We start from the raw sequence: 26,948 nt of genomic DNA, 5'->3' as shown, positions 1-26,948 counted from the left end.
TTCTCGAAGTGTCGCGAGCCTATCTTCCCGTTACGACCGGCGCAGCAAGCTTGCGGCAGGCCGGCGGATCCTGGTTCAGATAGGAAAATTATGACCCCGAAGACCACAAACGGCGCGGTCGCGCCATGGCTTGTCCTGTTGTCGGTATGCCTTGCCGCCATGACAATGCCCTTGACCTTCACCGGCCCGGCCGTCGCGCTTTCCCGCATTGCGGCCGACCTCGGCGGCAGCCCGATCGCGCTCAACTGGGTGACCAACGCCTTCATGCTGACCTTCGCCGCCACCCTGATGGCATCAGGCGCGCTGGCCGACAATCATGGCCGCAAGCGGCTCTTCCTTGTTGGCCTCGCCACCTATGTGCTGGCATCGCTGGGATCGATGTTTGCCCCTGATATCGTCTGGTTCGATGTGCTCAGGGCTGCGCAAGGGCTCGGCAGTGCCGCCGCCTTTGCCGGCGGCGCCTCCGCTCTTGCCCAGGAATTCGATGGGCCATTGCGGCTGCGCGCCTTCTCCTTCCTCGGCACCAGTTTCGGCATCGGCCTCGCTTTTGGGCCGATCGCGTCGGGCCTGCTCATCGATGCTTTCGGCTGGCGCTCGATCTTCGTCTTGGTGGCAGTGCTCGCGATTGCAGCCGCTTTGCTCGGCCTGCGCACCATCAGGGAATCGCGCGATCCGGATGCGACCGGCCTCGACTGGGCGGGAGCCGGCACCTTTACGATCGCGCTGGCATCGCTGACCTACGGCGTGCTGCAAGCGCCGCAGAGCGGCTGGACCGATCCCCTGGTGATCGCGCTTCTCGTGGCGGCCGCCCTTTGCTTTGCCGCTTTCGTCGTCGTCGAGCGGCGCGTGCGCCGGCCGATGCTCGATCTCTCGCTGTTCCGCTTTCCCCGCTTCGTCGGCGTCCAGTTCCTGGCGGCCGCTCCCGCCTATGGCTTCGTCGTCCTGCTGGTGCTGTTGCCTATCCGCTTCATCGGCATCGAGGGGATGAGCGAGATCAAGGCGGGGCAGTTGATGATCTGCCTGTCGGGACCGCTGTTGATCCTGCCACTGCTCGCCGGCCAGGTAGCGCGCTGGACCGCTCCGGCAACGATCTGCGGTGTCGGCCTGCTTGTGGCCGCCGGCGGCCTTGTCTGGCTGAGCCTGACACCGCCTGTCGTCGCAGCGCTGGTGGCGCCGCTGATCCTCATAGGCGTCGGCATCGCCTTGCCCTGGGGGCTGATGGACGGACTTGCCGTCGGCGTCGTGCCGAAAGAGCGTGCCGGCATGGCGGTCGGCATCTTCAACACCACCCGCGTCGCTTGCGAAGGCGTGGCGCTGGCGATCGTCATGGCAGTCCTGTCGGGTTTCACGGCAGCCCAACTGGCGGCTCAGGGGACGGCATCTTCCCTGGATGCAACCGCCGCCGCGCAGCTGCTGGTGACCGGCAACATCGGCGAAGCGACAGCCCGCTTGCCGGGTGCCGGAGCCACGGTCCTGGTCCAGGCCTATGAGATCGCGTTCGACAGGCTGCTGATCGTGCTGGCGGCAATCACCATCGTCACCGCCCTTGTCGTCTTTCTCGGCTTGCGCCGTGGATCGGCGGTGGAACACGAGACCATTGCTCTGCCGGTTTGCCAGGAAGGGTAGCTGAGCCGCGTCAGGAGATGACGAGGCTGGCTATGCGGTGGCCGTCCAGCACGAAGGTCATGTCACCCTCGCCGTTGAAGCCATTGCCTTTCACGGCAATGCGGACGCGGTAGCTGCCCTCGACCTCGGCGATGCGGACAATGCGAAGATTGGACTTCACGCCGATATTGTCCGACTGGTTCCAGCGCGCGATCTGCTGGCGGCCTTGGAAGGACCGCCCCCAGTCGGTCAGGGACGCGTCGGCTGTGAACGTGTCGAGAACGGCTTCGCTATCACCCGCATTGGTGGCCTCGATAAAGCGGCGGATAGGTTCGGGTGTGGCCATCAATCGAGCCGGTGCATCAGATCGTCATCCAGCCAGCGGCCGAAGAAATAGACCAGCTGCTTGTGCCACCATGGCCAGTCATGACTGGCATCGCCGCCCCAATAGTCGACCCAGGCGGGAATGGATTTGTCGCGCAGGATCTGTTCCAGCCTGCGCGTCTCGACCAGCATCCGCTCTTCCCAGGCGCCCTGCCCGCAGCAGAAGATCATCCTCAGCGACTTCAGCCGGGCAAGCAGCTTTGGGTCTACGGTGCCGGGCAGATAGTCGAGCGGTGAATTGTAGAAGATATCACCTTCCAGCGCCTTGCCGAAGAAGTCGCCCGCCGAATAGACGCCCGACAGCGCGATGACGCCGCTGGCGAGTTCGGGAAAGCGAAAGACGAAGTTCGAGGAATGATAACCGCCCATCGAACAGCCGGTGAACAGCGGCTTTAATTTGCGCCCGCCATTGGCTTGCTCAGCGGTCGCCAGAAACTCCGGCAGCGCCTCCTCGCGCACATATCGGAAATAAGCCTCGTGGCGACCGATACGGTGGGCGGCGCCGGCATGCTTGTTGAAGAACGATTCCGAATCGACGCCGTCGACCGCAAACAGCTGGATGCGGCCGGTATCGATGAATTCGGCCAGCGCTCCAACCCCGCCGGAATCCTCGAACTGGTAGAACCGCCCCTGCGACGTCGGGAACACCACCACCGGCCGGCCGGCATGGCCGTAGCGCTTGTATTCCATGTCGCGGCCGAGATTGCCGGAGAAACCCTTGTGATAGGAGATGTCCATCGCGTCTAAGCCTTTTCCGCGTGGATGTAGGCGACGGCCGCGCGCAGTGCTGCTTCGTCTTTCGAGCGCATCTGGTAGGCGTAATTTCCCATGGCGCGGCTGAAAACCTCTTCAATTGGCTGATGATGGACGATCTTGTCGCGATGCGCGGCTATCACGTCCTCATGGCTGTGCAAATAGTCGAGGCGCCGCTTGCGGCTGGCATAAGCGGTGAAATACTTGCCCTCATAAGGACCACCGGCGGCATCCTTCACCACCATGTCCGCCCAGGCCGCGTAGACGTCGATGTCGAACGTGTAGTTGATCGCATCGGTCATCCAGGCGCCGGGCGGCCGCATGTTGACCTCAAGCGCGATGACGCGGTCGTCCTTGGTTTCGAACAGCTCGATGTGGAAGAAGCGCTCGCGCACGTCGAACGCTTTGAGGATCTTGCGGCCGGCCTCTTCGATCGCCGGTCGGACCTTGGGAAAGCAGGTGTAGCTCATGTGGCGATCCTTGTTGACCACTTCCATGATGCTCTGGTCGTAGCGGTGGCTGGCCGCCAGCACCACCTCGCCGTCACGGTTGACCAGCCCATCGAAGGTCACCACCAGCCCCTCGATGAACTGCTCCATGACGAAGGTCACGTCCTCGGGCTTGTCTCTGAAGAACTGGTCAAGTTCCCTGGCGTTGGAAATCTTGAAGGTGTTCGAGGCGCCGGAACCGGAATCGGGCTTCACCACCACGGGATAGCCGACGCGGCGGATGAAGGTCATGGCACCGGCCCGGTCGGAGCATTTGCGCTGGGCGATGGTGTCGACGCCGCTCGTGCGAAAGAATGCACGCATGCGGCTCTTGCGCTTCAAATTCTTTACGAAATCGAGCTTGGTTCCGTAGATGTTGAAGTCGGTGCGGATGTTGGCTTCCAGCTCCAGCCAATGCTCGTTGAGGGACTCGAAGCGCTCGATGCGGCCCCATTTGTGGATGAAATGACCCATCGCCCGGAACACCGGATCGTAGTCCTCCATGTCGGCGATGCGGTAATATTCCGACAGGGCCACCTTCAGCTTGCCGTCCAGCGCCTCATAAGGCGCATCGCCAATGCCCAGCACCGTGGCGCCGGCCTTCTTCAGCCGGTCGCAGAAATCGGCGCCGTTGGCGGGAAAATGCGGCGAGAAGAAAACGAAATTCACGGATGACCCCTCAGACGGCGAAGCATTGCGGCCCCGGCTACACGCAAGTCTGGCGCATTTGCCGCGCATGGGGAAGAGTGCTCGCGAGTGGTGGAATGGCAGCCCACTTGCCTGTCCATGGCGGCTCCTGTATGAAACCCGCCATGAACACGCGCGTCTCCTCCGTCGCTTCCCGTCCGACCGGCTTTGCCGGCGAGACCGTGCGCGCGCTGGCATCGACCCTGCTTCTTCTCGGCCTTATCGGCGATCGCCGGGTTCGCTGAAGGAGCGCCCGGCGGTCGAACCGCCGCTTGCGCGCACGCTCCTTGGCCAGTTCAGAAATTGGCAATTCACATCAAGCGAACGAAAATCTGATAAGGCGCTGCTCGCCCTGGAATCCGTCCGAAGACCGATCCGCGAGCCGCCGGGAGAACAAGACGATGAACGCACGAGAAGACATCCGCGCCGGCGAAGCCGAAAGCGTAAAACGCGCGGCCGGCCACATGCCGGGCGCGGCCCGAAAATACCAGCCCTACCCGACGGTCGGTCTCAGCGACCGCACCTGGCCCAACAAGGTCATCGACAAGGCACCGGTCTGGTGCTCGGTCGATTTGCGCGACGGCAACCAGGCGCTGATCGATCCGATGGGTCATGAGCGCAAGGCGCGCATGTTCGCCCTGCTGCTCGACATGGGTTTCAAGGAGATCGAGATCGGTTTCCCCTCGGCCTCGCAGACCGATTTCGATTTCGCCCGCTGGTGCATCGAGGAAGGCAATGTGCCGGCTGATGTTTCGCTACAGGTGCTGGTGCAGTGCCGTCCCGAACTCATCACCCGCACCTTCGAATCTCTGAAGGGCGCCACCAACCCGATCGTGCATTTCTACAATTCGACCAGCGAGTTGCAGCGTCGCGTCGTCTTCGAGAAGGATGTCGGCGGTATCAAGCGCATCGCCACCGACGCGGCCAAGATGATCACCGACATGGCGGCCAAGGCCGGCGGCGGTTATCGCTTCGAATATTCGCCCGAAAGCTTTACCGGCACCGAGCTCGAAGTCGCGCTGGAGATATGCAACGCCGTCACCGAGATCGTGAAGCCGACAGCCGACAACAGACTGATCATCAACCTGCCGTCGACGGTCGAGATGTCGACGCCCAACATCTATGCCGACCGGATCGAATGGATGTGCCGCAACCTGGACGACCGCGAGAACCTGCTGATCTCGCTGCACCCCCACAACGATCGCGGCACCGGCATCGCCACCACCGAGCTCGGCCTGATGGCGGGTGCGGACCGCGTCGAAGGCACGCTGTTCGGCAATGGCGAGCGCACCGGAAATGTCGACATCGTGACGCTGGCGCTCAACATGTACACGCAAGGCGTCGATCCCCATCTGGATTGCTCCGACATCAACCGGATGAAGGACGTCTACGAATATTCCAACCAGCTGAAGATCTCCGAGCGCCATCCCTATGTCGGCGAACTCGTCTACACCGCCTTTTCCGGCTCGCACCAGGACGCCATCAACAAGGGCATGAAGGCCTTGAAGAAGGCCAACACGCCGGTCTGGGAAGTGCCCTATCTGCCGATCGATCCGGCCGATGTCGGACGCAGCTACGAGGCGATCATCCGCATCAACTCGCAGTCGGGCAAAGGCGGCATCGCCTATGTACTGCAGGCCGATTACGGCCTCAATCTGCCGCGCAACCTACAGATCGAGTTCAGCCAGGAGATCCAGGCGATCACCGACGCCGAAGGCAAGGAAGTGCCGGCAAAACGCATCCATGACCGCTTTATTGAAACCTATGTCGACCAGCCCGGCGCACGACTGAAGTTCCTCGACCATCACACCTATCCCGATACCGAGAAAAAGGGCCGGCGCGTGGTCGAGGCGGTGATCCTCGACAACGGCAAGGAGACGACAATCGCCGGCTCCGGCACCGGCCCGATCGACGGCTTCGTCGATGCGCTGTCGCGTCATGTTGGCGTCGACATGTCGGTGCTTGATTATTCCGAACATTCGCTCCAGCGCGGCTCGAACGCCTCGGCGATTTCCTATGTCGAGATGGAATATCCCGGCGGCAAGCTGTTCGGCGCCGGCATCAACACCAACATCGTCGCCGCCTCGCTGGAAGCCGTTGTTTCGGCCGCCAACCGGATAATCGGCCGCAAGGCCGGCTGATATTTTCCCGGGCGCCGAATGTCCGCGGCGCCCGGAAATCCCCCATTTGCCGAGGGAAATTCCGGTCTTTTGTGTCAACCACCGGCAACTATCCGGTGTGTTACGCGATCGCATAACATAAGCATGCTTGTATGGAAGTGCAGGCTCTATATGATTGCGCCTCAACCTGTGCCGACTTCGAGAGGATCGACACTTGCAGCATGCCACGCCTGCCGCCCCCGCAGTGCGCGAGACACTGGAGCGACTGCTCGCCAGCGAAACGTTCGGACGTTCCGAGCGCGCGCGCAAGTTGCTGCGCTATCTTGTTGAGCGCGAGCAGGCCGGCGAAGCCGACAGGCTCAAGGGTTTCTCCATCGCCATGGACGTCTTCGGCAAGGACGGCGATTTCGATTCGTCGACCGACGCCGTTGTCCGGGTGCAGGCAGGCCGGCTGCGCGAACTTCTCCAGCATTATTTCGCCAATGAAGGCATAGCCGAACCGGTTCGCATTGCCATTCCGCGCGGCGGCTACGTGCCGTCCTATGAGCTCAACGCCATACGCCTGCCGGTTGGGCAGGAGCCGCTTGCGGCGGCGGTAGCCACCTTGCCCGGATCGCCCGACCAGGCGGCTCTTGACGCCGTTCCCGCTGCCGCGACAGCTTCGGGGGTTACAGAACCTGGGCCTTCGCTGGCGCGCCATCTCCAGTTCTTCTGGGTCGCCATGACGCTGGTCATTCTCATGCTGGGCGTGCTCATCCTGCGCCAGGGCAGCGGCGCATTGCTTGCCAGCAGCGATCCTACCGCGGTGGTCGAGACCGCGGGCGTAACGAGCAGCATCGCATCGCCGTCGATGGAGGCCCTGCCCCTCGTCTACATCGCGGTGAAGGCCACCGGCCCCGAGGCCGGCCGCGTCGCCGCTTCGCTGCGCGCCGGCCTTGCCGGTTTCGACACGATCGACTTCATCGGCCGCGACGCCGACAGCAAGCGCGATCCGAGCACCGACCCGACCAGCTTCGTTTTCGATGTCCTGCCGGGACCAATGGCAGGTGACGTGACGCTCGAACTGCAGAGCGTGGCGACCGGCCGCGTGCTTTTGTCCCGCAGTCTGACGGCCGCCGACAGCGCACCTGGCACCGTCGAGGATCGTATCGCCGCCATCCTCAGCTCGACCGTTCCCGCCTCCGGCCCGCTCTACAGCTACATCGAACAGAACGGCATTCAGACCGGGCTGACGAGCTGCCTGATCCTCAACGACAGATACTATCTCGACCAGAGCACCAGGACGCACGAGGCCGCCTATCGCTGCCTGGACAACCTCGCCGGCCAGGGTGCGAAATCGTCGTTGGTCTATTCGGAACTGGCCTCCCTGACCCTTGAGGCCGCCACCGATCATTACGCCTATCCGCCTGGCGCGACGGTCGAACAAGCAATGTCTTTCGCCCATCGCGCCATCCAGATGGGACCGACCAGCCCCTATGCGCACCGCGCCTATGGCTACCTCAATTCGCGCCTCGGCAACACCGAGGAATCGATCCGCTGGATGCGCAAGGCCTATGAGCTCAACCCCTACGACCTCGGCATGGCTGCCGCTTACGGCTATGGCCTGATCTTTGCCGGCAAATATGCCGAGGGAACACCCATCCTGACCCATGCCGTCGAGACGTTCAGCGGCCATCCGACATGGTGGGATTTTGGGCTTTTCGCCGGGCAATTTATGCTGGGCGACATGAACAAGGCCGCGATAGCCAGCGAGTCGCTGCGCACGACGGCGATGAAATCGCATTATCTGGCGGCGCGGCTGATCGGCGCCAAGGCTGCCGGCCGCGAACAGCTGGCAGCCAAGCTTCTGGATGAGCTGACCACCAAATTCCCGAAATTCGCCGCCGATCCGCGCGCGGCCTTCGCCGAGCGCAAATATCCCGCCGATCTGACCGACCGGCTGGTTGAGGCGCTACGCGCCGCGGGCCTCGGCAACGCCAGCTAGTCTTTCCGGATCGCGAAAACTTTACTGGCCATCGGTCTGGACTGGGAGCAATCCAGCCTCGATTCGAATTTCCTCTCCAGTCTTGCAATAATCGCACATTTTCATGGTCTCATCCCTCTATGTTGCCGAGCGGGGCGCCGGGCCGAAGACGGTCGTCCTGCTGCATGGCTTCGGTGGTTGCCATGATATCTGGCGCGAGGTGACCGCGTCGCTAGGGCCCGATGTCAGGACCTTGGCCTACGATCTTCCGGGACACGGACTGTCTCTCGAATTTCCTGGCAGCGGCCCGGCCAAAACAGCGGCGCGAGCGGTTCTCGCCGATATCGCCGCACGCGGGATAGCAAGGGTGCATGTCGCCGGTCATTCGATGGGCGGCGCGGTCGCCTCCCTGATGGCGCTTGCCGAGCCTGAAAGGATAGGCTCGCTGACGCTTCTGGCGCCGGGCGGTGTTGGCCCCGAGATCAACGGACCGCTGTTGCGCCGCTACGCCGCGGCCGCCGACAGACGGCAAATCCGCGCCTGCCTTGCCGCCATGTCGGGACCGCGAAGCCCGCCGCCCGAACGCATCGTTGGCGTCCTGGCGGACGTACGCCGTCGCCCCGGCCAGTTGCGCAAGCTGATTGAGATATCAGCCGTCATGACCAGGAACGAGCGGCAGGGGGTCATACCCCGCGAACAGCTGGACACCCTCGACATGCCGGTGATGGTGGTTTGGGGAACGGACGATCCGGTGTTGCCCTTTACCCAGGCTGATTGTCTGCCGGCGCATTTTCATATTCATCACGTGCTCGATGCCGGCCATACGCTGGTCGAGGAAGTGCCTGATGTGGTCGCCCAGGCCGTGCGCCGAAACATGGCACGCCGCGGCAGGCGCCTGCGTCCGACATTCGAGGCCGCGGCGAGCTAACCTTACTGACGCCCGCATCTCGCCAGTGCATTTTGCCGCCGCCTGTGTTAACTCGCAATTAACCATATCAGCGAGGCGACGCCGATGAAGGACACTGGCGAAAACATCACCCCCACCGACACCTCCCGCAAACTGTCCGACGCCGTTCGCGATGTGAAAAATGCCTTCGCCGATCGCGACGATGTCGTGGTCGACATGCGCGAGGCGCACCGGATGCGGCTTGATCTGCTCGCCGCCGAGCTCGCCCCGGTCTTTGCCGACGTGCCCGCCGACATGGACAATTTCGACTTCGTCGTCTCCTCCGGCCTGCAGCCCCGCCTGTGGATCGACGCCGTCAGCCATGTCGCCATGGGGCGCGACCGCCGCACCTACCGCTTTCTCAGTGATACCCGCATCGGCCGCGTCGTGCTCGCCGAATCGACCGATATGAAACCGGTCGCCGATCAGGTCACGCGCTATGTGGCGGAGCGTATCGTCGAGCGCCAGCGCATGATGGAGGGCGGTGTCGAGCCGGCCGTCGCCGACCTGAAACGCCCTGCGGTGGTCGAAGCGGAGCCGCCCTTGCAAGCAGCCGCGCCAGGCAAGAGCTGGTCAACCTTCTTTGCAGGCCTGGGCTTCGTCGCCGCCGGCGCGCTTGTTGGCCTGGCGGTGGCGGCCGCGCTGTTTTGGGATCGCCTGATGGCGATGAAGATCAGCTTCTGATCAACGATCTGAAGGCCTCGATGTCTGCGCGCCGAGTTCAATGACCTGCAGGTCCGATGGCGGCAAGGCCGGCCCGGTCAGGCCGCGCCGCGTCAGGCGAATCAGCCAATTGCCCTTCTCCCCGTCAATATCGAGCAGATTGTACTGTGCCGCCGGGTTCTTGCTGCCTGGCGACTGCCCGGCGGCGGCGACGCCGACGACCGGAATCCTGGCGCCGCGCCCGCCGATGAAGAACAGCGACGGCAGATGCGAATGGCCGTGCAGCACGAGTTCGGCGCCATGCCTATGAACGGTCTTGTGGAAGCGGGAGATGCCGAACAGGCGCTTTTGCTGGGCGACGGCGCCGCGCACCGGCGGATGATGGATCATGATCACCCGCAACAGGCCGCGTTTGTTCGTTGCGTCGAGCACTGTCGCCAGCCTTTGCGCCTGACCTTCGAGGAAGAAGCCGTTGGCCATGAACGGCGCCGTGGCGCGCGCCGTCGAAACGCCGATCAGCGCGACATTGCCGCGTACGCGCAGATAGGGAAAAGCGTTGCGGTCGATCGGCGCAGTCACGCCGTCGCCGCTCATCCACGCCGCCCAGGAGCGGCAGACCTTGTCGAAGGCGCCCGGCACATAGGCGTCGTGGTTGCCCGGCACCACCGAGACATCCTCCGGCGAACCCAGCGTCTCAAGCCAGTGCTTGGCCATCTCGATCTCGCCGTCGAGCGCCAGATTGACCAGATCGCCGGTAACGGTGAGGTGGTCGGGTGTGCTCGCCTTCATGTCGGCGACGATGGTGTCGATGACGGCATCGTGCATATGGCGGCGGCGGTTGCGCTGCCAGTTGACGTAGCCGACGACGCGCTTGGACGCGAGTTCGCGATAGGTTACACCGGGAAGCGGCCCCAGATGGACATCGGAAATATGCGCGAGCCTGAACATCCTTCCTTCATAGGCGACGCGCTCCCCGCTTTCCACTCACTGTTTCCTGCCCATCCACGGTTTCGCTAGTCATGGCTATATCGGACCCGGAGCAGGCGTTTCGCCAGACCGGCTGGGCAGGCCTCAGGGCAAGGCTGTTCCATCTCTATTTCCTGCTGCGGCGGCCGATGACGCTGGGCGTGCGCGGCCTGATCCACGATCGCGCCTCGAACACTGTCTTCCTCATCCGCCACACCTACGTTCCCGGCTGGCAATTGCCGGGCGGGGGCGTCGAAGTCGGCGAGACGCTCGGTGAGGCGCTGGTGCGCGAACTGGCCGAGGAAGGCAACATCGCGCTGACAGCCCAGCCGGTGCTGAAATCGATGCATTTCAACCGCCGCTCCAGCCGCCGCGACCATGTCGGCCTCTATCTCATCGAAACCTTCAACCAGACCGCGCCGAAACTGCCGGACCACGAGATCGCCGAAGCAGGCTTCTTTCCGCTCGACCGCTTGCCGCATGGCACGACGCCGGCGACGCTGCGGCGGCTTGCCGAGGTTTTTGAAGGCGAGCCGGTATCGCCGTACTGGTAGGCTGTCAATCCGATGCTCACGCCGCCTGCCTGAACCGCGCCCGGTCGTGCGGCGCGCCATAGTCGAGCCCAGGCCCGACCGGCACGATGCGCGTCGGGTTGATGCTCTCGTGGCTGCCGTAATAGTGCATTTTGATGTGGTGCAGGTTCACCGTGCCGGCGATACCGGGCACCTGGTAGAGGTCGCGCAGATAGTTCGAAAGGTTCGGATAGTCGGCGATGCGGCGCAGATTGCATTTGAAATGGCCCACATAGACCGGGTCGAAACGCACCAGCGTGGTGAACAGCCGCCAATCGGCCTCGGTGACACGCTCGCCAGTGAGATAGCGCTGTTTTGACAGTCGGCCCCCCAGCGTGTCGAGCGCCGCGAACAGCTCGCCGAACGCCTCTTCATAGGCCGCTTGCGTGGTGGCAAAGCCGGCGCGGTAGACGCCGTTGTTTACGGCGGGAAAGACCAGCGCATTGACCTTGTCGATCTCGCCGCGCAGGCCTGGCGGATAGGAATCGAGAGCGGCATCGCCCCACTCGTCGAAGGCCGAATTGAGCATGCGGATGATTTCGGCGGATTCGTTGGAGACGATGGTCTCTTCCTTCTTGTCCCACAGCACCGGCACCGAAACCCGGCCCGAATAGGCTGGATCGGCCTTGGTGTAGATTTGGTGCAGGAAGTCGAGGCCGTAGAGCGTGTCGCCGGTGGCGCCATCCTCGGCCAAAAACGTCCAGCCCTCAGCACCGAGGAAATGATGCACGACTGAAACCGGGATGATGTCTTCTAGCTTCTTCAGCGCGCGAAAGATCAGCGTGCGGTGCGCCCACGGACAGGCGAGCGAGACATAAAGATGGTAGCGTCCGGGCTCGGCCTTGAAGCCGCGCGTACGACCTTGCGCCGGCGCGCCGTCGCGCGTGATCCAGTCACGCCACTGCGTCTCGGCGCGGATGAACCTGCCGCTGCTATCGACATTGGCCGGACGGTCCTGCCATTTGCCTTCGACCAGCAATCCCATACGAAATCTCCTTGCGTGCCTTGGCCAATGTAGTCGCAAGGCGGCAATGCCGAAGCCGTCATCTGCTGAACAGAGCGTCACTCGTATGAAACGCCGGATGAAAACAGCCGATTGCAGCCGCCGGAAATTGATGCTAGCGGACACTCCGCATGTTCGATCTTGGCTTGATCCGGTTTGACCGACGACGAAAGGGCGCCCGCGCTTAGAAAGCGCTGACTGGCGAACGCTGCCGCTTGCAGCAACCTTTCCTCTTTATCGGACCGCGAAGACCATGAGCCTTGCCGACGTGAAATACCTGCCGGAAACTCCGGCGCATGATCCCGAAATCGAAGCCATCAACGACGAAGCCTTTGGCCCCGGCCGTTTCGTGCTGGCCGCCTACAAGATTCGCGAGACCGGCGGCCACGAGCGCTCGCTATCCTTTGTCGCCATGGATGGCGACATCGTCGTTGCTTCGGTGCGCATGACCCGCATCGCCGCCGGCGCCGGACGCGCGCTGATGCTCGGGCCGCTCGCCGTGCGGCCCGCCTTCAAGAATCTCGGTATCGGCCGCCGGCTCGTGGCGATCGCGCTGGAGGCGGCCGCCAAGGCCGGCGCGCCGGCGGTGATCCTTGTCGGCGACGAGCCTTATTACGGCCCGCTCGGCTTCAGAAAGATCCCCCGCGGCCAGATCTCCATGCCGCGCCCGGTCGACCTCGACCGGCTGCTGTCGCACGAGATCGTGCCCGGTGCCGTGGCGCGGCTCTCCGGCGAGGTCGGCCATGCCAGCCTTGCCAGGATCGCGGAGCAGGCACCAGTGATGGCCTGAGCTCCAGGATCGGTCGCGGCACCGGTCGCGATGGATCCCCATTGGTCAGGTTGCACCATGGCGGCGACCTCCGTAGCATGACCTGGAACAGCACGGAGCATGCAGCATGAACCCGAACGGCCAGATTGCGATCGTAACCGGCGGCGGCTCCGGCCTCGGCGAGGCAACCGCCCGCGCGCTGGCCGACAAGGGCGCGCGCGTCGCCATTTTCGATATCGGCATCGACCGGGCATCGAAGGTGGCGGGCGACATTGGCGGCGCCGCCATCCAGTGCGATGTGAGCAGCGCCGACAGCGGTGCGGCCGCGGTCGCCGAGGTGGAAAAGAGACTTGGGCCAGCGCGCATCCTGGTCAATTGCGCGGGCATTGCCATCGGCGTGAAGACGATCGGCAAGGATGGTCCACATCCGCTCGACCAGTACCGCAAGGTGATCGAGATCAATTTGATCGGCACCTTCAACATGATCCGCCTCGTCGCCGACCGTGCCGCCCAACTCGAACCGCTGCAGGGCGGCGAGCGCGGCGTCATCGTCAACACCGCGTCGGTGGCCGCCTATGATGGCCAGATCGGCCAGGCCGCCTATGCCGCATCCAAGGGCGGCGTCGTCGGCATGACGCTGCCGGTTGCCCGCGACCTGGCGCGCTCCGGCATTCGCGTCTGCACCATCGCGCCCGGCATCTTCAAGACGCCAATGATGGCCGGCATGCCGCAGGAGGTGCAGGATTCGCTCGGCGCGGCCGTGCCCTTCCCGTCCCGCCTCGGCGAGCCGTCCGAATATGCCGCGCTCGCCCTGCATATCGTCGAAAACCAGATGCTCAACGGCGAAACCATCCGCCTCGATGGGGCAATCCGCATGGCGCCGAAATAGACGGCCATGGCGGCCGGCGCAGTGAAGACCGGTCCGCTGGCCGGCCTGAAAGTCATCGAGATGGCTGGGCTCGGCCCGGTGCCGCTGGCGGGGCTGATGCTGTCGGACATGGGCGCCGAGGTGCTGCGCATCGAGCGCACCGGTTCGGACCAACCCCTGCTGCCGCTCTCCGATGCGCACAATCTCGACCGTCACGGCCGCTCCATCCTGCGCGTCGACCTCAAGCAGGCCAAAGGAACGGAACTGCTGCTGCGCCTTGCCGAAAAGGCCGATCTGTTTGTCGAAGGCTTTCGCCCCGGTGTGATGGAGCGGTTTGGTCTCGGCCCGGATGCTGCATTGGCGCGCAATCCGGCGCTGATTTACGGCCGCATGACCGGCTTCGGCCAGGACGGGCCGCTCGCAGGTCGCGCCGGCCACGACATCACCTACCTCGCCTATTCCGGTGTGTTGCATGCCATAGGCCGGGAGGAAGGCCGGCCGGTGCCGCCGCTGAATCTGATCGCCGACAATGGCGGCGGCGCCATGATGCTGATCGCCGGGGTGCTTGCAGCGCTGTTCGAGCGCTCGCGCTCCGGCAAAGGCCAGGTGATCGACGCGGCGATGGTCGAGGGCGCTTCGATGCTGGTGGCCCCCATACACGCCTTCATGTCGGCAGGTCTGTGGAGCGACCGGCGCGGCGCCAACCTGCTCGATTCCGGTGCGCCCTTCTACGACACCTATGAGACGGCGGACGCACGCCACGTTGCGGTCGGCTGCCTTGAGCCGCGCTTCTTCGCCGCATTCGCAAGGCTGCTGCCGCTCGGCGAGGATTTTGTCCGCGGCCAATACGACAAGGCGTTGTGGCCGGACATGCGCGCGGCCATTGCCGACCGGTTCCGGCAGAAGACACGCGACGACTGGGACGCGCTGTTTGCCGCAAGCGATGCCTGCGTGGCGCCGGTTCTGTCGCTGGCCGAAGCCAGGGATCATCCGCACAGCCGGGCGCGTCACGCATTTGTGAAGGCCGGTGCGCTCGAGCGCCCCGCGCCCGCGCCACGCTTCTCGGCCTCGCAGCCGGCGCTTGCCGGCATGTCTGAAGATGACGATCAGCTGCCCCAGACCGTGCTGGCGCGCTTCGGCTTTTCGACAGCCGAGATCAAAGCGCTTGTCAAAGCCGGCATGATTGGCCAATAACTGGATTTAGAAAATCAACTTACCTGGTGAGCATTTTGGACCAGCCGAAGAAGGACGTCATTCGCGCGACGGACGCCGAGGCGATCAGGCTGGCCGCAACGCTGATCCGCAGCGCCCGTTTCGGCGCCCTCGCGGTGATCGAGCCGTCGACCGGCGCACCGCTGGCCTCCAGGGTCGGAGTCGCCACCGACATCGATGGCACGCCTCTGATCCTTGTCTCGGCGCTGTCAGCCCATACCGGCGCCATCCTTGCCGAGCCGCGCTGCTCGCTGCTTGTCGGCGAACCCGGCAAGGGCGATCCGCTGGCGCATCCCAGGATAACGCTGGTCTGCCGGGCGCAGCCGCTGGAACGCGGGTCGAGCGCGCATGCCCGCGCCGAGCGGCGCTATCTCAACCGCAATCCCAAGGCAAAGCTCTATGCCGAGCTCGGCGATTTCTCGATCTTTCGGCTCGAGCCGGAGCGCGCCAGCCTGAATGGCGGCTTCGGCAAGGCCTACCTGCTCGACCGTGCCCATCTCATCACCGAGGGGCCGATCGTCGACGAGCTGGCAGCCAGCGAACAGTCCGGTCTCGACCACATGAATGCCGACCATCTCGACGCCATCGCCGTCTATGCCCATCATTTCGCCAGGGTTGAAGGTGATGGTTGGACCATCACCGGCTTCGATGCCGAGGGCATGGACCTGGCATCGGGCGACACCGTTTGCAGGGTCAATTTTCCGCAGCCATTGAAGAGCGCGCGCGACCTGCGGCCGGTTCTGGTCGACCTGGCCAAAGCCGGTCGTGCGCCAGCTACGCAAGGATAATCGTCATGAATCAAAAGCACGTCTTGAGATTTGGGCGAAATGATCTACGATTCAGGCGACGCTGAATCAGCAGCGTGATCCATAGCTGAATTATAGCAGCCAACGCTATTTGCCCCCATAGCGTTTGGATGAGCAGGAAAACATGGGGCATCGATGGTCTCGACCAAACTAATCGCCAATGCCGAATCGGCGGCGACATTTCTGACCCTTATGGGCAACGAAAAGCGGCTCTTGATCATGAGCTATCTGGCCGACGGTGAAATGTCGGTCGGCGCCATCGCCGAAAAGGTGATGCTCAGCCAGTCCGCTTTGTCGCAACATCTGGCCAAGCTCAGGGCGCTCGATCTTGTCGAGACCCGCCGCGACCGGCAGATGATCTACTATTCCTGCAAGTCCGAAGCCGTGCGCGAACTGTTGCGCATGCTGGACGGCATTTTCGGGATAGGCGACTTGTCCCAAATGGCAACGCGTCTGCGCCGCGCCGGGACTTGACCTGCAGGGCTTGACTGGCGGCTCCGATCGCTCCTTACCTCGCTGACGATTTTTCGCCGGCCGAGGTATTGATGGATCCGATCCAGATCGACGACGCGCGCGATCCGCGGGTCGCCGCCTATCTCGACATCCGCGAGCGCGATCTCACCGGCCGCCATGGCCGGTTCGTTGCCGAAGGCAAGGTGGTGCTGGACGTCCTGCTGTCAGCCGGACGCTTTGCTGCGGAGTCGGTCCTGGTTCTCGAAAACCGCCTGGCCGGGCTCCACGACATACTGCGCAAGGCCCCTGCCGACCTGCCGGTCTACGTTGCGGCAAGCGCCGTCATGGACAGGATCGCCGGCTTCCACATGCATCGCGGTATATTGGCGATCTGCAGCAAGGGCACGCCACAGCCCGCCGAGGCCTTGCTCGACACCTTGCCTGCCGAAGCGTTGATCGTCGTTCTCATCGGCATCGCCAACCATGACAATATCGGATCGATCTTCCGCAATGCCGCCGCCTTCGGCGCCGATGCCGTCTTCGTCGACGCCACCTGTTGCGACCCACTGTATCGCAAGGCGATCCGCGTCTCCGTCGGCGCCGCGTTGAAGGTGCCCTTTGCGTCCTTCGGCGACACTGAAGCTTTCATCGCGAAGCTCGGCGAGTTGGGCTTCGGCCAGGTCGCTTTGTCGCCGCGTGGTGAGGCTGACATTCGCGATGCCGCGCGACCGAAACGACTGGCGCTCTATCTCGGCACCGAAGGCGAGGGCCTCCCGGAGAGCCTGCTTGCCCGCCTGCGGACGGTGCGGATCGCGATGTCGGAAGGGTTCGACAGCCTGAATGTTGCTGCCGCGTCAGCCATTGCGCTGCACCATTTTTCGCCCTGATAGGCGTAGTCAGGCAATTTCAAGCCGGGGCTTGAAACTCAGCTCGGCAAATCTGCCTTCTGCAACGCCCGGACGCGATCGGCGAGGCTGGTGGTTCCTGACCGCGTTTCCTGCGGCGCCGCCAGCGCCTTGGCGATCGGTGAATCCGGTCCTTCGAGCTTGGCCGTCAAATGGACGACCTCAGCCGCCAGATTGTTCATCTGTTCGCGCAAGGCAGAACCGGTATCATTGCCATTGCCGGGGCCATTCCCGGGCTTCGCCGATCCAGAACCGCCAAGCTCCGCCTTCATCCGCTTGTTTTCGCGGGCCAGCGTCGTCAGCCTGGCTTCGAGCCGCTCTCGGTCGCCTTCGAGCTTGGCGAGCGTCTTGTCCATGTCCTCGTTCCTGGCGCGGGCACTGTCTTGCACACCAACCAGGCCAGCAGCCGCGGCGGCTCCCGTAGCCTCGCCCTTCACCCGCTCGCGAAGCCGGGCCAGTTCCTTTTCGCGGCGATCGAGCTTGTCCTCGCGATCGGCGAGCGTGGCGAGCAGGCGCTCGAGCTTTCTGTCGAGCTCGGCGGTTCTTTTCTTTTCGGCCTTCAAGGCATCGCGCGTGGCCTTGCCTTCGGCGACGACTTCCTGATGGCGCTTGTCGGCCTCCTTGCGCTGGCCGCGCAGCACTGAAATGTCGTTGGCGAGTTTTTCCAGCTCGGATTCGCGCGCCACCAGTTCGATCTGACGATTGCTGGAGGAGAAGGACGCGTCGTCGTACATATGCTCGAGCTTTTCCAGCTCGAGCGCGCGCTTTTCCATCATGCGCTCTGTTTGTGCAAGCCTGTCAGACAGCTGTTGTATCTGCTGCTCGCGATGCAGGAGCAATTCGTTTTTTTCCCCGAGCTCCGAAAGCGCCTGCTTCTTGTCCTTGCGCTCGACCGCCAGGCCCTTCAGCGCCTCGCGCCCGCGATTGATTTCGACGAGTTGCTCATTCGCCTGCTCACGCAGCGTCTTGATGCTGATTTCGAGCCGGCGCGTCGTCATGGCGAACTCGGCCCGCAAGCTGTCCTTGTCGGCCTGGATCTCGGCCAGCGTTCGCGGCACCGACGCCTCGACACGCTTGCGTGTCAGCGCGACCGCCCGCCGCCAGATGGCCGGCGCGACCAGCAGCGCCAGAAAGCCTGCGCACAGAAAGCCGAGGGCGAAGAACAGGATCGACTGAACCAAGGTGACTACCCGTTACGGGCGGGCCGCTATCCGGCAACCGCCAAGTCTGGACTTTGCCATGTTCGCATGACGCAAATCCAGCGCTGCGGCAAGGGTTTGCCGCAGCTGCACCGGGTCAGAATCTGTTGATCGGGTCGAAGTGTGGTCGGAATCGCTCAGAAGGGATTCCAGGTCGGCCTCTGCGTCAGCTTCAGATAGCCGAGATTGACGCCAAGCCGCGCGCCGACGCCGGTGCGGATCGGCACCAGCAGCACCCTGTTGTTCTGCAGCACGTTGAAGCCGACGCCGGCCACGACATAGGCCGAACCGGCAACGCCGCCGAACCGATTGTAGAGATTGCTGACGTCGTCGAGGTTATAGACGAGCATCATCACCCGCGATCCCTCGCCGCCGAAATCCCAACCGAGCGAAGGCCCTTGCCAGAACACCTTATGGTCGCCGGCATTCTTGGTGTAGAGCGTACCTTCGCCATAGGTCAGGCCGCCAATCAGCGCGCCGGATCCCTCTTCGCCGAGCAGATAGCCATTGGGCAGGCCGTAGGAGGCAAAAATCTTCTCGACGACGGTGGCGAGACCGCCCGACGTCGCGCCGAAGAACTTGTGACCGGAATCGACGATCTCCTGAGCGGTGTATTCCTGTGCCCGCGACGCAGAGGTTGAGAAAGCGAGAGCGCCCATGAGGGCAATCGCCATGAAGAAGACGCGGACAAACGTCCGGTCGTAAAATCGGGAAACCATGCTTCCAATCTCCGTCAGGGAGCACTTTCGCCGACGCCTCGCACCCCGTCCGGCTCTTTAGGCGGCCGTTAAGGATGACTGTTACGGGCAAACTATGCCGTAATCCTTTTTCAACCATTAACCTCCCACATGAACATGGCGGTTCGAAGGCTGTTTCTGACGGTCTGCGCGGGCTCCCATCCTGTGCAAAGATGCCGTTTTTCTCACAAGAATTGTGGATTGTTGCTGCACGCTCGGGCGCTGTGTATTCAGAATGCCTGGGGGGAGAGAGCGTGATTCGGGTGGTGAGCGTGGCTGTCGGCCGCGCGGCCACCAGGATGTGAATTTTAGCAGGGATTTTTCGCCGATGGCTGAGCTTTTCTCTCTCTCCGCACCCGATCTCGCAGCCTTGTTGTGCAGCCGAGTCTGCCACGACATCATTTCGCCGGTCGGCGCCATCAACAACGGCCTTGAACTCCTGGACGAGGGCGGCGCCGACGAAGACGCCATGAAACTGATCCGGCAGAGCGCCAGAAACGCTTCGGCCCGCCTGCAATTCGCCCGCATCGCCTTCGGTGCCGCCGGTTCGGCGGGCATGATGATCGACACCGGCGATGCCGAGTCCGTCGCCATCGCCTTCCTGAAGAACGAGAAGCCGGAATTGATCTGGAACGGGGTTCGCGCCCTGCTGCCCAAGAACAAGGTCAAGCTGCTGCTCAATTTGCTGCTCGTCGCCAATGCCGCCATCCCGCGCGGTGGCAGATTGGTGGTCACGCTGGAAAACCTCGACACCGAGCCGCGCTTTGCGCTTGCCGCAAGCGGCCCGATGCTGCGCGTGCCGCCGAAATTCCTCGAGCTCCATTCCGGCAACAAGCCCGAGGAGCCTATCGACGCCCATACCGTCCAGCCCTACTACACGCTGCTGCTGGCGCGTGAGGCCAACATGACGATCTCGATTCACGCGACCGCCGAAGAGATCGTGCTGTCCGCGGCCTGAGCGAAGCCGCTCGGCAGGACGTCCGAGCATCAAGAACAATCAAGTATCTTTTCCCGCTGATATTTGCGGCAATTCAGAACAGGCAAGTTTCATTGCCGGCAACGCCCCTGCAGAATGGGGCTGCAAACGACATGTTTGTAAAAACTTTACCTAACGGCTTTTCTGCTTCTTTACCAGATCGGCCTAGTGTGCATCCCGATACCCGGATGCCGCCGGTTCGCCCCATGGCAAAGAGGACCCGGAAATGAAGCGCTGCATGTTTGTCGACGATTCGAGCGTCATCAGGAAGGTTGCAAAACGGATTCTTGGCGGCTCCGACATGGTGGTGATCGAAGCGGCAACTGGACTTGATGCTGTCGAGATGTGCGCTGCCGAGATGCCTGATGTGATTGTCGTCGACGGCGCCCTGCCGGACATGCAAGCCGTCGACGTCATTCGCCAGGTCCGCGCCATGGAGAGCACGATCAAACCGCAGATTCTGATCTCGCTGGTCGAGGTCGATGTTGCCTCGATCATGAAGGCAAAGCGCGCCGGCGCCCAGGGTTATCTGTTGAAGCCGTTCAACCGGCCGCAACTGCTCGAACGTTTTCGTACCTTGAAGGTTGCCGCCTGATTCGGCTCGTTTTCGGCCAAAAAGGACAGCAAAAAACCCGGCCTGAGCCGGGTTTTTTGCATTGGTTCAATCGGATGGTGTTCGCTCAGGCGCTGACGCGGATGTCTTCCGGCTCGCGCAGCACATAGCCGCGACCCCAGACCGTCTCGATGTAGTTCTGGCCACCGGATGCTGCGTCGAGCTTCTTGCGCAGCTTGCAAATGAAGACGTCGATGATCTTCAGTTCCGGTTCGTCCATGCCACCATAAAGGTGGTTGAGGAACATTTCCTTGGTCAGCGTGGTGCCCTTGCGCAGCGAGAGCAACTCCAGCATCTGGTATTCCTTGCCGGTCAGATGCACGCGCTGGCCGCCGACTTCGACGGTCTTGGCGTCGAGATTGACCACCAGGTCGCCGGTGGTGATGACCGACTGGGCATGGCCCTTGGAACGGCGCACAATGGCATGAATGCGGGCGACCAGCTCGTCCTTGTGGAACGGCTTGGTCATATAGTCGTCGGCGCCGAAGCCCAGGCCGCGCACCTTGTCCTCTATACCGGCCATGCCGGACAGGATCAGGATCGGCGTCTTCACCTTGGACAGGCGAAGTGTCCGCAAGACTTCGTAGCCGGACATATCGGGAAGGTTGAGGTCGAGAAGAATGATATCGTAATCATAAAGTTTACCGAGATCGACACCTTCTTCGCCGAGGTCGGTCGTGTAAACATTAAAACTTTCAGATTTGAGCATCAGCTCGATGCTCTGAGCGGTTGCACTGTCGTCTTCTATCAGCAGAACGCGCATTTCATTCCCCTTTTCTGCCGCCGGACCATGTCACGACCCATCCGGGACCGGAGCAGTGATTGCCTGAACAGAGGCTGCCATCGAATGGTTAACAAAACCTAATTCCGCACCAAAGACGGTACCAGATTTTTTAACCCCTTTCTACACCCTCTTGAATCTAATGATGAATCACAGAACCAAATCGCTAATGCAACACATTAATAAGTCGGACTAAGTGACTCAAGGGACTCGCTGGCCGGCTTCCGTATCGGGAGCCGGAATTTTTACCCGGCCTTAAGTCCTCGCCCTTATGATTAACAATGCGCGTAAACGAATGGTTACCGCCGGCAAAAAACTTTAGGGATTTGTTTCCCATAGTTCGGGGAATGCCGGTGGATACGGGCGGCGCCAGGCCCTGGCGGGCGGATTGGACGATATGTGCAGGTGTGCGTTTCCGGGAGTACCGAATCATGAAGTCACGTGAAAACCTCGTTCGGCTGAAGCAATTTCAGGTGAATGAGAAGCGGCGGCAGCTGCTGCAGCTCGACATGATGATCGCCGAGTTCGAGCGCATGGCCGTTGAACTGGAGCTTCAGATCACCGCCGAGGAGAAGAAGGCCGGCATCACCGACATCAATCATTTTGCCTATCCGACCTTCGCCAAGGCGGCGCGTCTGCGCCGTGATAACCTCAGAAACTCTCAAAGCGACCTCGCCCAGCAGCGAAGCGCTGCCGAATCATTACTCGGCGAAGCTGAAGCGGAGCTTTCCAAGGCCGAGATGCTGGAATCGCGCGACACCAAGATCCGCGACGCGGAACTCGGCGGTCGCAGCGCCATGATCGGCTGACGGCAGGGTTTTAACCCGACCGGCGCCGCCTGACGCCGCGCTTTGCTTTGCGTGTAGCGCGCCAAAAGGCTCCGGCGCTGCTGATCCGGCCCGTAAGGCGGCCGCAGCTTCAGGCCCGTGCCAAATCCCTGTCCAGGTTCGCCGCTGCCCTCGCCCGCGCTTGCTTGATGTCAGGCACATGCTCTTCCGACCAGGACCGTATCTGGGTGAGCAGCCCCGCCAGGTTCTGGCCAAGTTCGGTCAATTCATATTCGACCCGCGGCGGGATCACCGGAAAGATTTCGCGCCGCACAAGCCCGTCGCGCTCGAGGACGCGCAGCGTCTGCGTCAGCATTTTAGGCGTGATGCCTTCGAGCTTACGCGCCAGTTCGCCGTTGCGCATCCGGCCACGGCGCAGCGCACAAACCGTCAGATAGACCCATTTGCTGGCCAGCATCTCGAGCACGGCGTGCGAAGGACACGTCCGCTGGAAGGCGTCATAGCCGGAGCCGCAATCATTATCACTATCCATTAGGTGCCTATATATGGAAAAGGTACATACTGGACAAGGGAATATTACTATCCAAATGATAGTGGCACAGAAACCCCAGCAGGAGCCTCCCATGCGTGCCGTTGTCCAGAATTCAGTCGGCGGACCCGACGTCCTCGTCATCGCCGATCGCCCCGCGCCCTCGCCCAAGTCAGGCGAAGTGCTCGTGCGCGTGCATGCCGCCGGCATCAATCCGGTCGATGGCTCGGTGCGCGCCGGTTACTATCCTTTGCTGGGCGAACCGCCCTTCACTTTGGGCTGGGATATTTCAGGCACGGTCGAGGCGGTGGGCCCAGGCGTCGATGGCGGCCTCAAGGTCGGTGACGCCGTGTTCGGCATGCCGCATTTTCCCAAGCAGGCCGCAGCCTATGCGGAACTCGCTGTCACCCCGGCTGATGAAATCGCACCGAAGCCGCAAGGCATCGATCACTTTCATGCAGGCGCGCTGCCGCTGGCCGGCCTGACCGCCTGGCAAGGCCTTGTCCGCCATGGCGGCCTGAAGCGCGGCCAGCGCGTGCTGATCCATGCCGCGGCCGGCGGCGTCGGGCATCTGGCGGTGCAGATCGCCAAGGCGCACGGCGCTTATGTCATCGCCACCGCCAGCCCGAAGAAACTCGATTTCGTCCGCTCGCTCGGCGCCGATGAAGTGGTCGACTACACCAAGCGAGATTTCACCGCCGAGGTCAGCGACGTCGACCTGGTGCTGGAGCCGATGGGCGGCGGCCATGCCGACCAATCGCTGACAGTCCTGAAGGACGGTGGCGCCCTGGTGTCGCTGCTCAATGTCCACGACACCACCCGAGCCAAGGCTGCTGCGCGTGGGATCCGCGTCGAGCGCATGTCCGTCGTGCCCGACCGTGAAGGCCTCGTCGAACTTGCCAAACTGGTCGATGCGGGAAAGCTTGCGGTCCATGTGGCAAAGGCGTTTCCGCTCGAACAGGCGGGCGCCGCGCACGCTTTTCTCGCCACTAGGCCGATCGGCAAGGTGGTGCTGACGGTCTGAAGCAGGCATTACCGACAGGCAAAAGGGCGCGGTTACCGCGCCCTTTTCTGTTGTGGTCCTGGCTCTAGTGCCGGTATTGCTGGATGCGCGTCGTGCGCAGCCCGGCAAGGCCGTATTCGTCGATCGACGCTTGCCAGGACAGGAATTCCTCGGTGGTCAGCTTGTAGCGCTGGCATGCCTCGTCGAGGCTCAAAAGCCCGCCGCGCACCGCAGCAACCACTTCCGCCTTGCGCCGGATAACCCAGCGACGTGTATTCGTCGGCGGAAGATCGGCAATCGTAAGAGGGCTGCCGTCAGGCCCAATAACATATTTGACTCGCGGTCTAACAAGATCGGTCATCGTACTCTCTACTAAAAACTCAAAGACCCAATCCCCACCACATTACCGCCACAGCTTTAAAAATTGCCTAAGCGAACCCTAATGAGTAGGTAAGGATCATGAACGCCGCGTTAGTCTTTTCGTCGGCATTTGAGGCAACGGCGGGCAGACGCGCAATTTTCCCGCAAAATCGGCACCGCCGCAAAGCTGGCGCCGCTGGTGTGGTTGACCTATATTCGCGCCACTGCCATTGAAGCGCCGCAGAACGAAAGAACCATGAACAGCCTCGACCTTCCCGCCAGCCCGCAAAACACCCGCATCGTCGTCGCCATGTCGGGCGGTGTGGATTCGTCTGTCGTTGCAGGCCTTTTGAAGCGCGAAGGCTATGATGTCGTCGGCGTGACGCTGCAGCTCTACGACCATGGCGCGGCAACGCACCGGGCCGGGTCGTGCTGCGCCGGCCAGGACATTGACGATGCCCGCCGCGTTTCCGAGACACTGGGCATTCCGCATTACGTGCTCGACTATGAGGAGCGCTTCCGCAAGGCGGTCATCGACCCGTTTGCCGAGAGCTACGTTGCCGGCGAAACGCCCATTCCGTGCGTCTCTTGCAATCAGACGGTGAAGTTCGCCGACCTTTTGGCCACCGCCAAGGACCTTGGCGCCGATGCGCTCGCCACCGGCCATTATATCCGCTCCGGGGCCAATGGCGCCCACCGCGCGCTGTTCCGGCCCGTCGATGCCGACCGCGACCAGAGCTATTTCCTGTTTGCCACCACGCAGGCGCAGATCGACTATCTGCGCTTTCCGCTGGGTGGGCTGTCCAAGCCTGCGGTGCGGGCCATCGCCGAAGAAATGGGGCTGACCGTTGCCGCCAAGCAGGACAGTCAGGACATCTGCTTCGTGCCGCAGGGCAAATATTCCGACATCATCGCCAAGCTGAAGCCAGCTGCCGCCAACCCAGGCGACATCGTCCATATCGACGGCCGCGTGCTCGGTCGCCATGACGGCATCCTGCGCTATACGATCGGCCAGCGCCGCGGCATCGGCATCGCCTCGGGCGAGCCGCTTTACGTCGTCCATCTCGACGCCGACCGGGCCCGTGTCATCGTCGGCCCGCGCGAGGCGCTGGAGACCCACAAGATCTATCTGCGCAACATGAACTGGCTGGGCGATCGCGCGCTGTCCGACATTCCGGCCGCCGGCATGGAGCTGTTCGCCAAGGTGCGCTCGACGCGGCCGCCGCGCCCGGCCGTGCTGCATCACCGCGCCGGCAGCACCTTTGTCGAACTGGTCGACGGCGAGTCCGGCATCGCGCCCGGACAGGCCTGCGTGCTCTATTCCGACGACGGCAACGAAGCCCGCGTCTTCGGCGGCGGCTTCATCGAGCGCTCCGAGCGCGGCGCCGAGGCCGAAGCCATGCTCAGCCGGCTCGCAGCCAGGCCGGCGCAGATTCCCGCAGAGTAAACACTACCCTCTCGGAGACAGTTTTAGTTTCGATCTGCCTTAAGGGCAGAGTTTCGAAACGGTCTCAGGACTTTGTGTGCGTGACTGTACCCGCCGTCAGGATGCGCAGCACCCTGATGGCTTCCTCGCCGCTGGTGCGCGGCTCGGCCCGCGTCTCGATACACTGGATAAAGTGCTCGAGCTCGCGCGTCAGCGGCATCCCCTGGCCGACCGCGACATAGGACGGCTCGTTGGTGGTGAAGGCCCACTGGCCGCTGTCCTGCCACACCGCGTGGCGGTAGACGGCCAGCTTGCGCTCCCAGGGCTCGACATCGTCGAACACCGCCATTGCCTTGGTGCCGACCACGGTCAGCCGCCGCTCGCGATAGGGATTGAGCCGCGAGGTGAAGAGATGGCTGCGCAGCCCGTTGGGAAAACGCATGTGCAGATGCGCGAAATCGCTGAGATTGTCGAGGAGTGCCGCCCCCTCGCCCCTGACCTCGATCGGCTCGGTGCCGGTGATGGCCAGGATCATCGACAGATCGTGCGGCGCCAGGTCCCACAGTGCGTCGTTCTCGGTGTGGAATTTGCCGAGGCCGAGCCGGTGCGAGTGGATGTAGCGGACCTCGCCGAGCTCGCCATTGTCGATCAGCGCCTTCAGCGTCTCGAAGGCGGGATGGAAGCGCAAGACATGGCCGACCATGAACACGCGGCCATTGTCCCTGGCCGCCTGCACGGCGCGCTCGGCGTCGGGCACGGTCAACGCAATCGGCTTTTCCACCAGCACGTCCTTGCCGGCCTCAGCGGCGCGCACGGCAAGATCGGCATGGAACTGCGGCGGCAGCGCCATGACGATGGCGTCGATATCATCACGCACGAACAGCTGGTCGGGCTCGATCGCCAAGCAGTCCTGCTCGCTGGCAAAGCCTTCGGCCCGCGCCCGATTGGCATCGGAAACCGCATGCAGCGCGCCGAGCGCCTTGAGGGTGCGGATGTGGTTGCTGCCCCAGTATCCGCAACCGAGGACTGCAATGCGCGGCTTCATCAGCTTCAAACTCTAATTTCTTGGCCGAGACATAGCGGCGTGCCCCGTCGAACTCAACCCCGGTGGCTTACCGGAGATGCCAGCCCGGCAAAGCTTTTACCGGCGACAATATGCCGGCGCCCCTCGCGCATCGATGCTTGACAGGCTCGCCCTCCCAACCTTATATCCGCGCGACCTTGGCGAACGCCTCGAAATGCCTTTCGATTTAAGGCGGATTTCGGGCCTTTCGCCGCCCTGGCGGGGTAGCTCAGTTGGTTAGAGCACGGGAATCATAATCCTGGGGTCGGGGGTTCAAGTCCCTCTCCCGCTACCAGCCTACCTAAGCTGT

The 26,948-nt window shown here is 62.9% G+C and carries 28 protein-coding genes and 1 tRNA gene; 18 read left to right on the top strand and 11 right to left on the bottom strand.

Annotated features, from left to right (window positions below; translation table 11 throughout):
- Window positions 1-90 precede the first annotated feature (90 nt).
- Window positions 91-1,626: an MFS transporter gene (locus tag NKI61_RS02260; protein ID WP_352838766.1), complete on the top strand. Its 1,536-nt coding sequence runs from the start codon at window positions 91-93 to the stop codon at window positions 1,624-1,626.
- 10 nt (window positions 1,627-1,636) lie between these two features.
- Here the strand turns inward: NKI61_RS02260 and NKI61_RS02255 are convergent, their stop codons facing one another.
- From NKI61_RS02255 to NKI61_RS02245, 3 genes are read right to left on the bottom strand one after another with little or no spacing between them, the layout of a single operon-like run.
- The gene (locus NKI61_RS02255; protein ID WP_031208974.1) at window positions 1,637-1,951 is read right to left on the bottom strand and encodes a nuclear transport factor 2 family protein; all 315 of its coding nucleotides are present in this window, start codon (window positions 1,949-1,951) and stop codon (window positions 1,637-1,639) included.
- Window positions 1,951-2,727: an esterase family protein gene (locus NKI61_RS02250; protein ID WP_023683642.1), complete on the bottom strand. Its 777-nt coding sequence runs from the start codon at window positions 2,725-2,727 to the stop codon at window positions 1,951-1,953. The genes NKI61_RS02255 and NKI61_RS02250 overlap by 1 nt, the downstream gene beginning before the upstream one ends.
- 5 nt (window positions 2,728-2,732) lie before the next feature.
- The gene (locus NKI61_RS02245) at window positions 2,733-3,899 is read right to left on the bottom strand and encodes an ATP-grasp domain-containing protein (protein WP_352838765.1); all 1,167 of its coding nucleotides are present in this window, start codon (window positions 3,897-3,899) and stop codon (window positions 2,733-2,735) included.
- Between the two features lie 482 nt (window positions 3,900-4,381).
- Between NKI61_RS02245 and leuA the strand changes: the two genes are divergently transcribed.
- The 4 genes from leuA to NKI61_RS02225 all read left to right on the top strand — a co-directional run bounded on the left by leuA (window position 4,382) and on the right by NKI61_RS02225 (window position 9,630).
- Window positions 4,382-6,058 (top strand): 2-isopropylmalate synthase, encoded by a 1,677-nt coding sequence (gene leuA / locus NKI61_RS02240; protein WP_352838792.1) that lies wholly within the window; start codon window positions 4,382-4,384, stop codon window positions 6,056-6,058.
- A gap of 193 nt (window positions 6,059-6,251) precedes the next feature.
- A complete protein-coding gene (locus NKI61_RS02235; protein ID WP_352838764.1) occupies window positions 6,252-8,021 on the top strand; it encodes a tetratricopeptide repeat protein in 1,770 nt (589 codons plus the stop codon).
- A 103-nt stretch (window positions 8,022-8,124) separates the two neighbouring features.
- Window positions 8,125-8,928 carry an alpha/beta fold hydrolase gene (locus NKI61_RS02230; RefSeq protein ID WP_352838763.1) on the top strand — a complete coding sequence of 268 codons (804 nt, stop codon included), beginning with the start codon at window positions 8,125-8,127 and terminating at the stop codon, window positions 8,926-8,928.
- An 84-nt stretch (window positions 8,929-9,012) separates the two neighbouring features.
- Window positions 9,013-9,630, top strand: coding sequence for a hypothetical protein (locus NKI61_RS02225; RefSeq protein ID WP_352838762.1), 618 nt, complete (start codon window positions 9,013-9,015; stop codon window positions 9,628-9,630).
- Here NKI61_RS02225 and NKI61_RS02220 read toward each other — a convergent pair whose 3' ends face one another.
- Window positions 9,631-10,557 carry a metallophosphoesterase family protein gene (locus tag NKI61_RS02220; RefSeq protein WP_352838791.1) on the bottom strand — a complete coding sequence of 309 codons (927 nt, stop codon included), beginning with the start codon at window positions 10,555-10,557 and terminating at the stop codon, window positions 9,631-9,633.
- A 71-nt stretch (window positions 10,558-10,628) separates the two neighbouring features.
- Here NKI61_RS02220 and NKI61_RS02215 point away from each other — a divergent pair, with 71 nt between their 5' ends.
- On the top strand, window positions 10,629-11,129 hold the full coding sequence (locus NKI61_RS02215) for an NUDIX domain-containing protein (RefSeq protein WP_031195394.1): 501 nt from the start codon (window positions 10,629-10,631) through the stop codon (window positions 11,127-11,129).
- A 16-nt stretch (window positions 11,130-11,145) separates the two neighbouring features.
- Here NKI61_RS02215 and NKI61_RS02210 read toward each other — a convergent pair whose 3' ends face one another.
- Window positions 11,146-12,132, bottom strand: coding sequence for a glutathione S-transferase family protein (locus NKI61_RS02210; RefSeq protein WP_352838761.1), 987 nt, complete (start codon window positions 12,130-12,132; stop codon window positions 11,146-11,148).
- Window positions 12,133-12,403: 271 nt separating this feature from the next.
- Here NKI61_RS02210 and NKI61_RS02205 point away from each other — a divergent pair, with 271 nt between their 5' ends.
- The 6 genes from NKI61_RS02205 (at window position 12,404) to NKI61_RS02180 (ending at window position 17,145) form a co-directional block, all read left to right on the top strand.
- Window positions 12,404-12,940 (top strand): GNAT family N-acetyltransferase, encoded by a 537-nt coding sequence (locus NKI61_RS02205; RefSeq protein WP_023686191.1) that lies wholly within the window; start codon window positions 12,404-12,406, stop codon window positions 12,938-12,940.
- A gap of 106 nt (window positions 12,941-13,046) precedes the next feature.
- Complete coding sequence (locus tag NKI61_RS02200; protein WP_023686192.1) at window positions 13,047-13,808, top strand: 3-hydroxyacyl-CoA dehydrogenase; 762 nt, start codon at window positions 13,047-13,049, stop codon at window positions 13,806-13,808.
- Window positions 13,809-13,814: 6 nt separating this feature from the next.
- Entirely contained in the window at window positions 13,815-14,981 is a 1,167-nt protein-coding gene (locus NKI61_RS02195; RefSeq protein ID WP_352838760.1) for a CaiB/BaiF CoA transferase family protein, read from the top strand.
- Between the two features lie 35 nt (window positions 14,982-15,016).
- Complete coding sequence (locus tag NKI61_RS02190; protein ID WP_352838790.1) at window positions 15,017-15,787, top strand: HugZ family pyridoxamine 5'-phosphate oxidase; 771 nt, start codon at window positions 15,017-15,019, stop codon at window positions 15,785-15,787.
- Window positions 15,788-15,940: 153 nt separating this feature from the next.
- A complete protein-coding gene (locus NKI61_RS02185) occupies window positions 15,941-16,279 on the top strand; it encodes an ArsR/SmtB family transcription factor (RefSeq protein ID WP_023669951.1) in 339 nt (112 codons plus the stop codon).
- A 71-nt stretch (window positions 16,280-16,350) separates the two neighbouring features.
- Complete coding sequence (locus NKI61_RS02180) at window positions 16,351-17,145, top strand: TrmH family RNA methyltransferase (RefSeq protein WP_352838759.1); 795 nt, start codon at window positions 16,351-16,353, stop codon at window positions 17,143-17,145.
- Window positions 17,146-17,183: 38 nt separating this feature from the next.
- Here the strand turns inward: NKI61_RS02180 and NKI61_RS02175 are convergent, their stop codons facing one another.
- Entirely contained in the window at window positions 17,184-18,344 is a 1,161-nt protein-coding gene (locus tag NKI61_RS02175; protein WP_352838758.1) for a coiled-coil domain-containing protein, read from the bottom strand.
- Window positions 18,345-18,499: 155 nt separating this feature from the next.
- Window positions 18,500-19,036 carry a DUF1134 domain-containing protein gene (locus NKI61_RS02170; RefSeq protein ID WP_245259859.1) on the bottom strand — a complete coding sequence of 179 codons (537 nt, stop codon included), beginning with the start codon at window positions 19,034-19,036 and terminating at the stop codon, window positions 18,500-18,502.
- Window positions 19,037-19,427: 391 nt separating this feature from the next.
- Here NKI61_RS02170 and chpT point away from each other — a divergent pair, with 391 nt between their 5' ends.
- Complete coding sequence (gene chpT, locus NKI61_RS02165) at window positions 19,428-20,057, top strand: histidine phosphotransferase ChpT (protein ID WP_023669947.1); 630 nt, start codon at window positions 19,428-19,430, stop codon at window positions 20,055-20,057.
- Between the two features lie 244 nt (window positions 20,058-20,301).
- Window positions 20,302-20,670, top strand: coding sequence for a response regulator transcription factor (locus NKI61_RS02160; protein ID WP_023669946.1), 369 nt, complete (start codon window positions 20,302-20,304; stop codon window positions 20,668-20,670).
- A gap of 85 nt (window positions 20,671-20,755) precedes the next feature.
- Here NKI61_RS02160 and ctrA read toward each other — a convergent pair whose 3' ends face one another.
- The gene (gene ctrA / locus NKI61_RS02155) at window positions 20,756-21,451 is read right to left on the bottom strand and encodes a response regulator transcription factor CtrA (protein WP_006203583.1); all 696 of its coding nucleotides are present in this window, start codon (window positions 21,449-21,451) and stop codon (window positions 20,756-20,758) included.
- A 449-nt stretch (window positions 21,452-21,900) separates the two neighbouring features.
- On the opposite strand from ctrA, the gene NKI61_RS02150 reads away from it, so the two are divergent.
- The gene (locus tag NKI61_RS02150) at window positions 21,901-22,278 is read left to right on the top strand and encodes a flagellar export protein FliJ (RefSeq protein WP_023669945.1); all 378 of its coding nucleotides are present in this window, start codon (window positions 21,901-21,903) and stop codon (window positions 22,276-22,278) included.
- A 109-nt stretch (window positions 22,279-22,387) separates the two neighbouring features.
- On the opposite strand, the gene NKI61_RS02145 is transcribed toward NKI61_RS02150, so the two are convergent.
- A complete protein-coding gene (locus tag NKI61_RS02145) occupies window positions 22,388-22,789 on the bottom strand; it encodes a winged helix-turn-helix transcriptional regulator (protein WP_023691645.1) in 402 nt (133 codons plus the stop codon).
- Window positions 22,790-22,880: 91 nt separating this feature from the next.
- Between NKI61_RS02145 and NKI61_RS02140 the strand changes: the two genes are divergently transcribed.
- On the top strand, window positions 22,881-23,810 hold the full coding sequence (locus tag NKI61_RS02140; protein ID WP_352838757.1) for an NADP-dependent oxidoreductase: 930 nt from the start codon (window positions 22,881-22,883) through the stop codon (window positions 23,808-23,810).
- Between the two features lie 64 nt (window positions 23,811-23,874).
- Here NKI61_RS02140 and sciP read toward each other — a convergent pair whose 3' ends face one another.
- A complete protein-coding gene (sciP, locus tag NKI61_RS02135; protein ID WP_013529904.1) occupies window positions 23,875-24,150 on the bottom strand; it encodes a CtrA inhibitor SciP in 276 nt (91 codons plus the stop codon).
- 255 nt (window positions 24,151-24,405) lie between these two features.
- Between sciP and mnmA the strand changes: the two genes are divergently transcribed.
- Entirely contained in the window at window positions 24,406-25,596 is a 1,191-nt protein-coding gene (mnmA, locus tag NKI61_RS02130; protein WP_023683624.1) for a tRNA 2-thiouridine(34) synthase MnmA, read from the top strand.
- A gap of 64 nt (window positions 25,597-25,660) precedes the next feature.
- On the opposite strand, the gene NKI61_RS02125 is transcribed toward mnmA, so the two are convergent.
- Window positions 25,661-26,620: a Gfo/Idh/MocA family protein gene (locus NKI61_RS02125; RefSeq protein WP_023669941.1), complete on the bottom strand. Its 960-nt coding sequence runs from the start codon at window positions 26,618-26,620 to the stop codon at window positions 25,661-25,663.
- 236 nt (window positions 26,621-26,856) lie between these two features.
- On the opposite strand from NKI61_RS02125, the gene NKI61_RS02120 reads away from it, so the two are divergent.
- A tRNA-Met gene (locus NKI61_RS02120) sits at window positions 26,857-26,933 on the top strand.
- The last annotated feature ends 15 nt before the right edge of the window (window positions 26,934-26,948 follow it).

The sequence above is a fragment of the Mesorhizobium sp. M0514 genome, assembly GCF_040321145.1.
GTDB lineage: Bacteria > Pseudomonadota > Alphaproteobacteria > Rhizobiales > Rhizobiaceae > Mesorhizobium.
This window is presented reverse-complemented; position numbering and strand designations above follow the sequence as displayed.

Excerpts from the sequence above, each read along its gene's own strand:
- NKI61_RS02260 (WP_352838766.1), top strand. The coding sequence starts at position 91 with ATGACCCCGAAGACCACAAACGGCGCGGTCGCGCCATGGCTTGTCCTG.
- NKI61_RS02255 (WP_031208974.1), bottom strand. The coding sequence starts at position 1,951 with ATGGCCACACCCGAACCTATCCGCCGCTTTATCGAGGCCACCAATGCG.
- NKI61_RS02250 (WP_023683642.1), bottom strand. The coding sequence starts at position 2,727 with ATGGACATCTCCTATCACAAGGGTTTCTCCGGCAATCTCGGCCGCGAC.
- leuA (WP_352838792.1), top strand. The coding sequence starts at position 4,382 with ATGCCGGGCGCGGCCCGAAAATACCAGCCCTACCCGACGGTCGGTCTC.
- NKI61_RS02230 (WP_352838763.1), top strand. The coding sequence starts at position 8,125 with ATGGTCTCATCCCTCTATGTTGCCGAGCGGGGCGCCGGGCCGAAGACG.
- NKI61_RS02225 (WP_352838762.1), top strand. The coding sequence starts at position 9,013 with ATGAAGGACACTGGCGAAAACATCACCCCCACCGACACCTCCCGCAAA.
- NKI61_RS02220 (WP_352838791.1), bottom strand. The coding sequence starts at position 10,557 with ATGTTCAGGCTCGCGCATATTTCCGATGTCCATCTGGGGCCGCTTCCC.
- NKI61_RS02215 (WP_031195394.1), top strand. The coding sequence starts at position 10,629 with ATGGCTATATCGGACCCGGAGCAGGCGTTTCGCCAGACCGGCTGGGCA.
- NKI61_RS02210 (WP_352838761.1), bottom strand. The coding sequence starts at position 12,132 with ATGGGATTGCTGGTCGAAGGCAAATGGCAGGACCGTCCGGCCAATGTC.
- NKI61_RS02205 (WP_023686191.1), top strand. The coding sequence starts at position 12,404 with ATGAGCCTTGCCGACGTGAAATACCTGCCGGAAACTCCGGCGCATGAT.
- NKI61_RS02200 (WP_023686192.1), top strand. The coding sequence starts at position 13,047 with ATGAACCCGAACGGCCAGATTGCGATCGTAACCGGCGGCGGCTCCGGC.
- NKI61_RS02195 (WP_352838760.1), top strand. The coding sequence starts at position 13,815 with ATGGCGGCCGGCGCAGTGAAGACCGGTCCGCTGGCCGGCCTGAAAGTC.
- NKI61_RS02185 (WP_023669951.1), top strand. The coding sequence starts at position 15,941 with ATGGTCTCGACCAAACTAATCGCCAATGCCGAATCGGCGGCGACATTT.
- NKI61_RS02180 (WP_352838759.1), top strand. The coding sequence starts at position 16,351 with ATGGATCCGATCCAGATCGACGACGCGCGCGATCCGCGGGTCGCCGCC.
- NKI61_RS02170 (WP_245259859.1), bottom strand. The coding sequence starts at position 19,036 with ATGGCGATTGCCCTCATGGGCGCTCTCGCTTTCTCAACCTCTGCGTCG.
- chpT (WP_023669947.1), top strand. The coding sequence starts at position 19,428 with ATGGCTGAGCTTTTCTCTCTCTCCGCACCCGATCTCGCAGCCTTGTTG.
- NKI61_RS02160 (WP_023669946.1), top strand. The coding sequence starts at position 20,302 with ATGAAGCGCTGCATGTTTGTCGACGATTCGAGCGTCATCAGGAAGGTT.
- ctrA (WP_006203583.1), bottom strand. The coding sequence starts at position 21,451 with ATGCGCGTTCTGCTGATAGAAGACGACAGTGCAACCGCTCAGAGCATC.
- NKI61_RS02150 (WP_023669945.1), top strand. The coding sequence starts at position 21,901 with ATGAAGTCACGTGAAAACCTCGTTCGGCTGAAGCAATTTCAGGTGAAT.
- NKI61_RS02145 (WP_023691645.1), bottom strand. The coding sequence starts at position 22,789 with ATGGATAGTGATAATGATTGCGGCTCCGGCTATGACGCCTTCCAGCGG.
- NKI61_RS02140 (WP_352838757.1), top strand. The coding sequence starts at position 22,881 with ATGCGTGCCGTTGTCCAGAATTCAGTCGGCGGACCCGACGTCCTCGTC.
- sciP (WP_013529904.1), bottom strand. The coding sequence starts at position 24,150 with ATGACCGATCTTGTTAGACCGCGAGTCAAATATGTTATTGGGCCTGAC.
- mnmA (WP_023683624.1), top strand. The coding sequence starts at position 24,406 with ATGAACAGCCTCGACCTTCCCGCCAGCCCGCAAAACACCCGCATCGTC.
- NKI61_RS02125 (WP_023669941.1), bottom strand. The coding sequence starts at position 26,620 with ATGAAGCCGCGCATTGCAGTCCTCGGTTGCGGATACTGGGGCAGCAAC.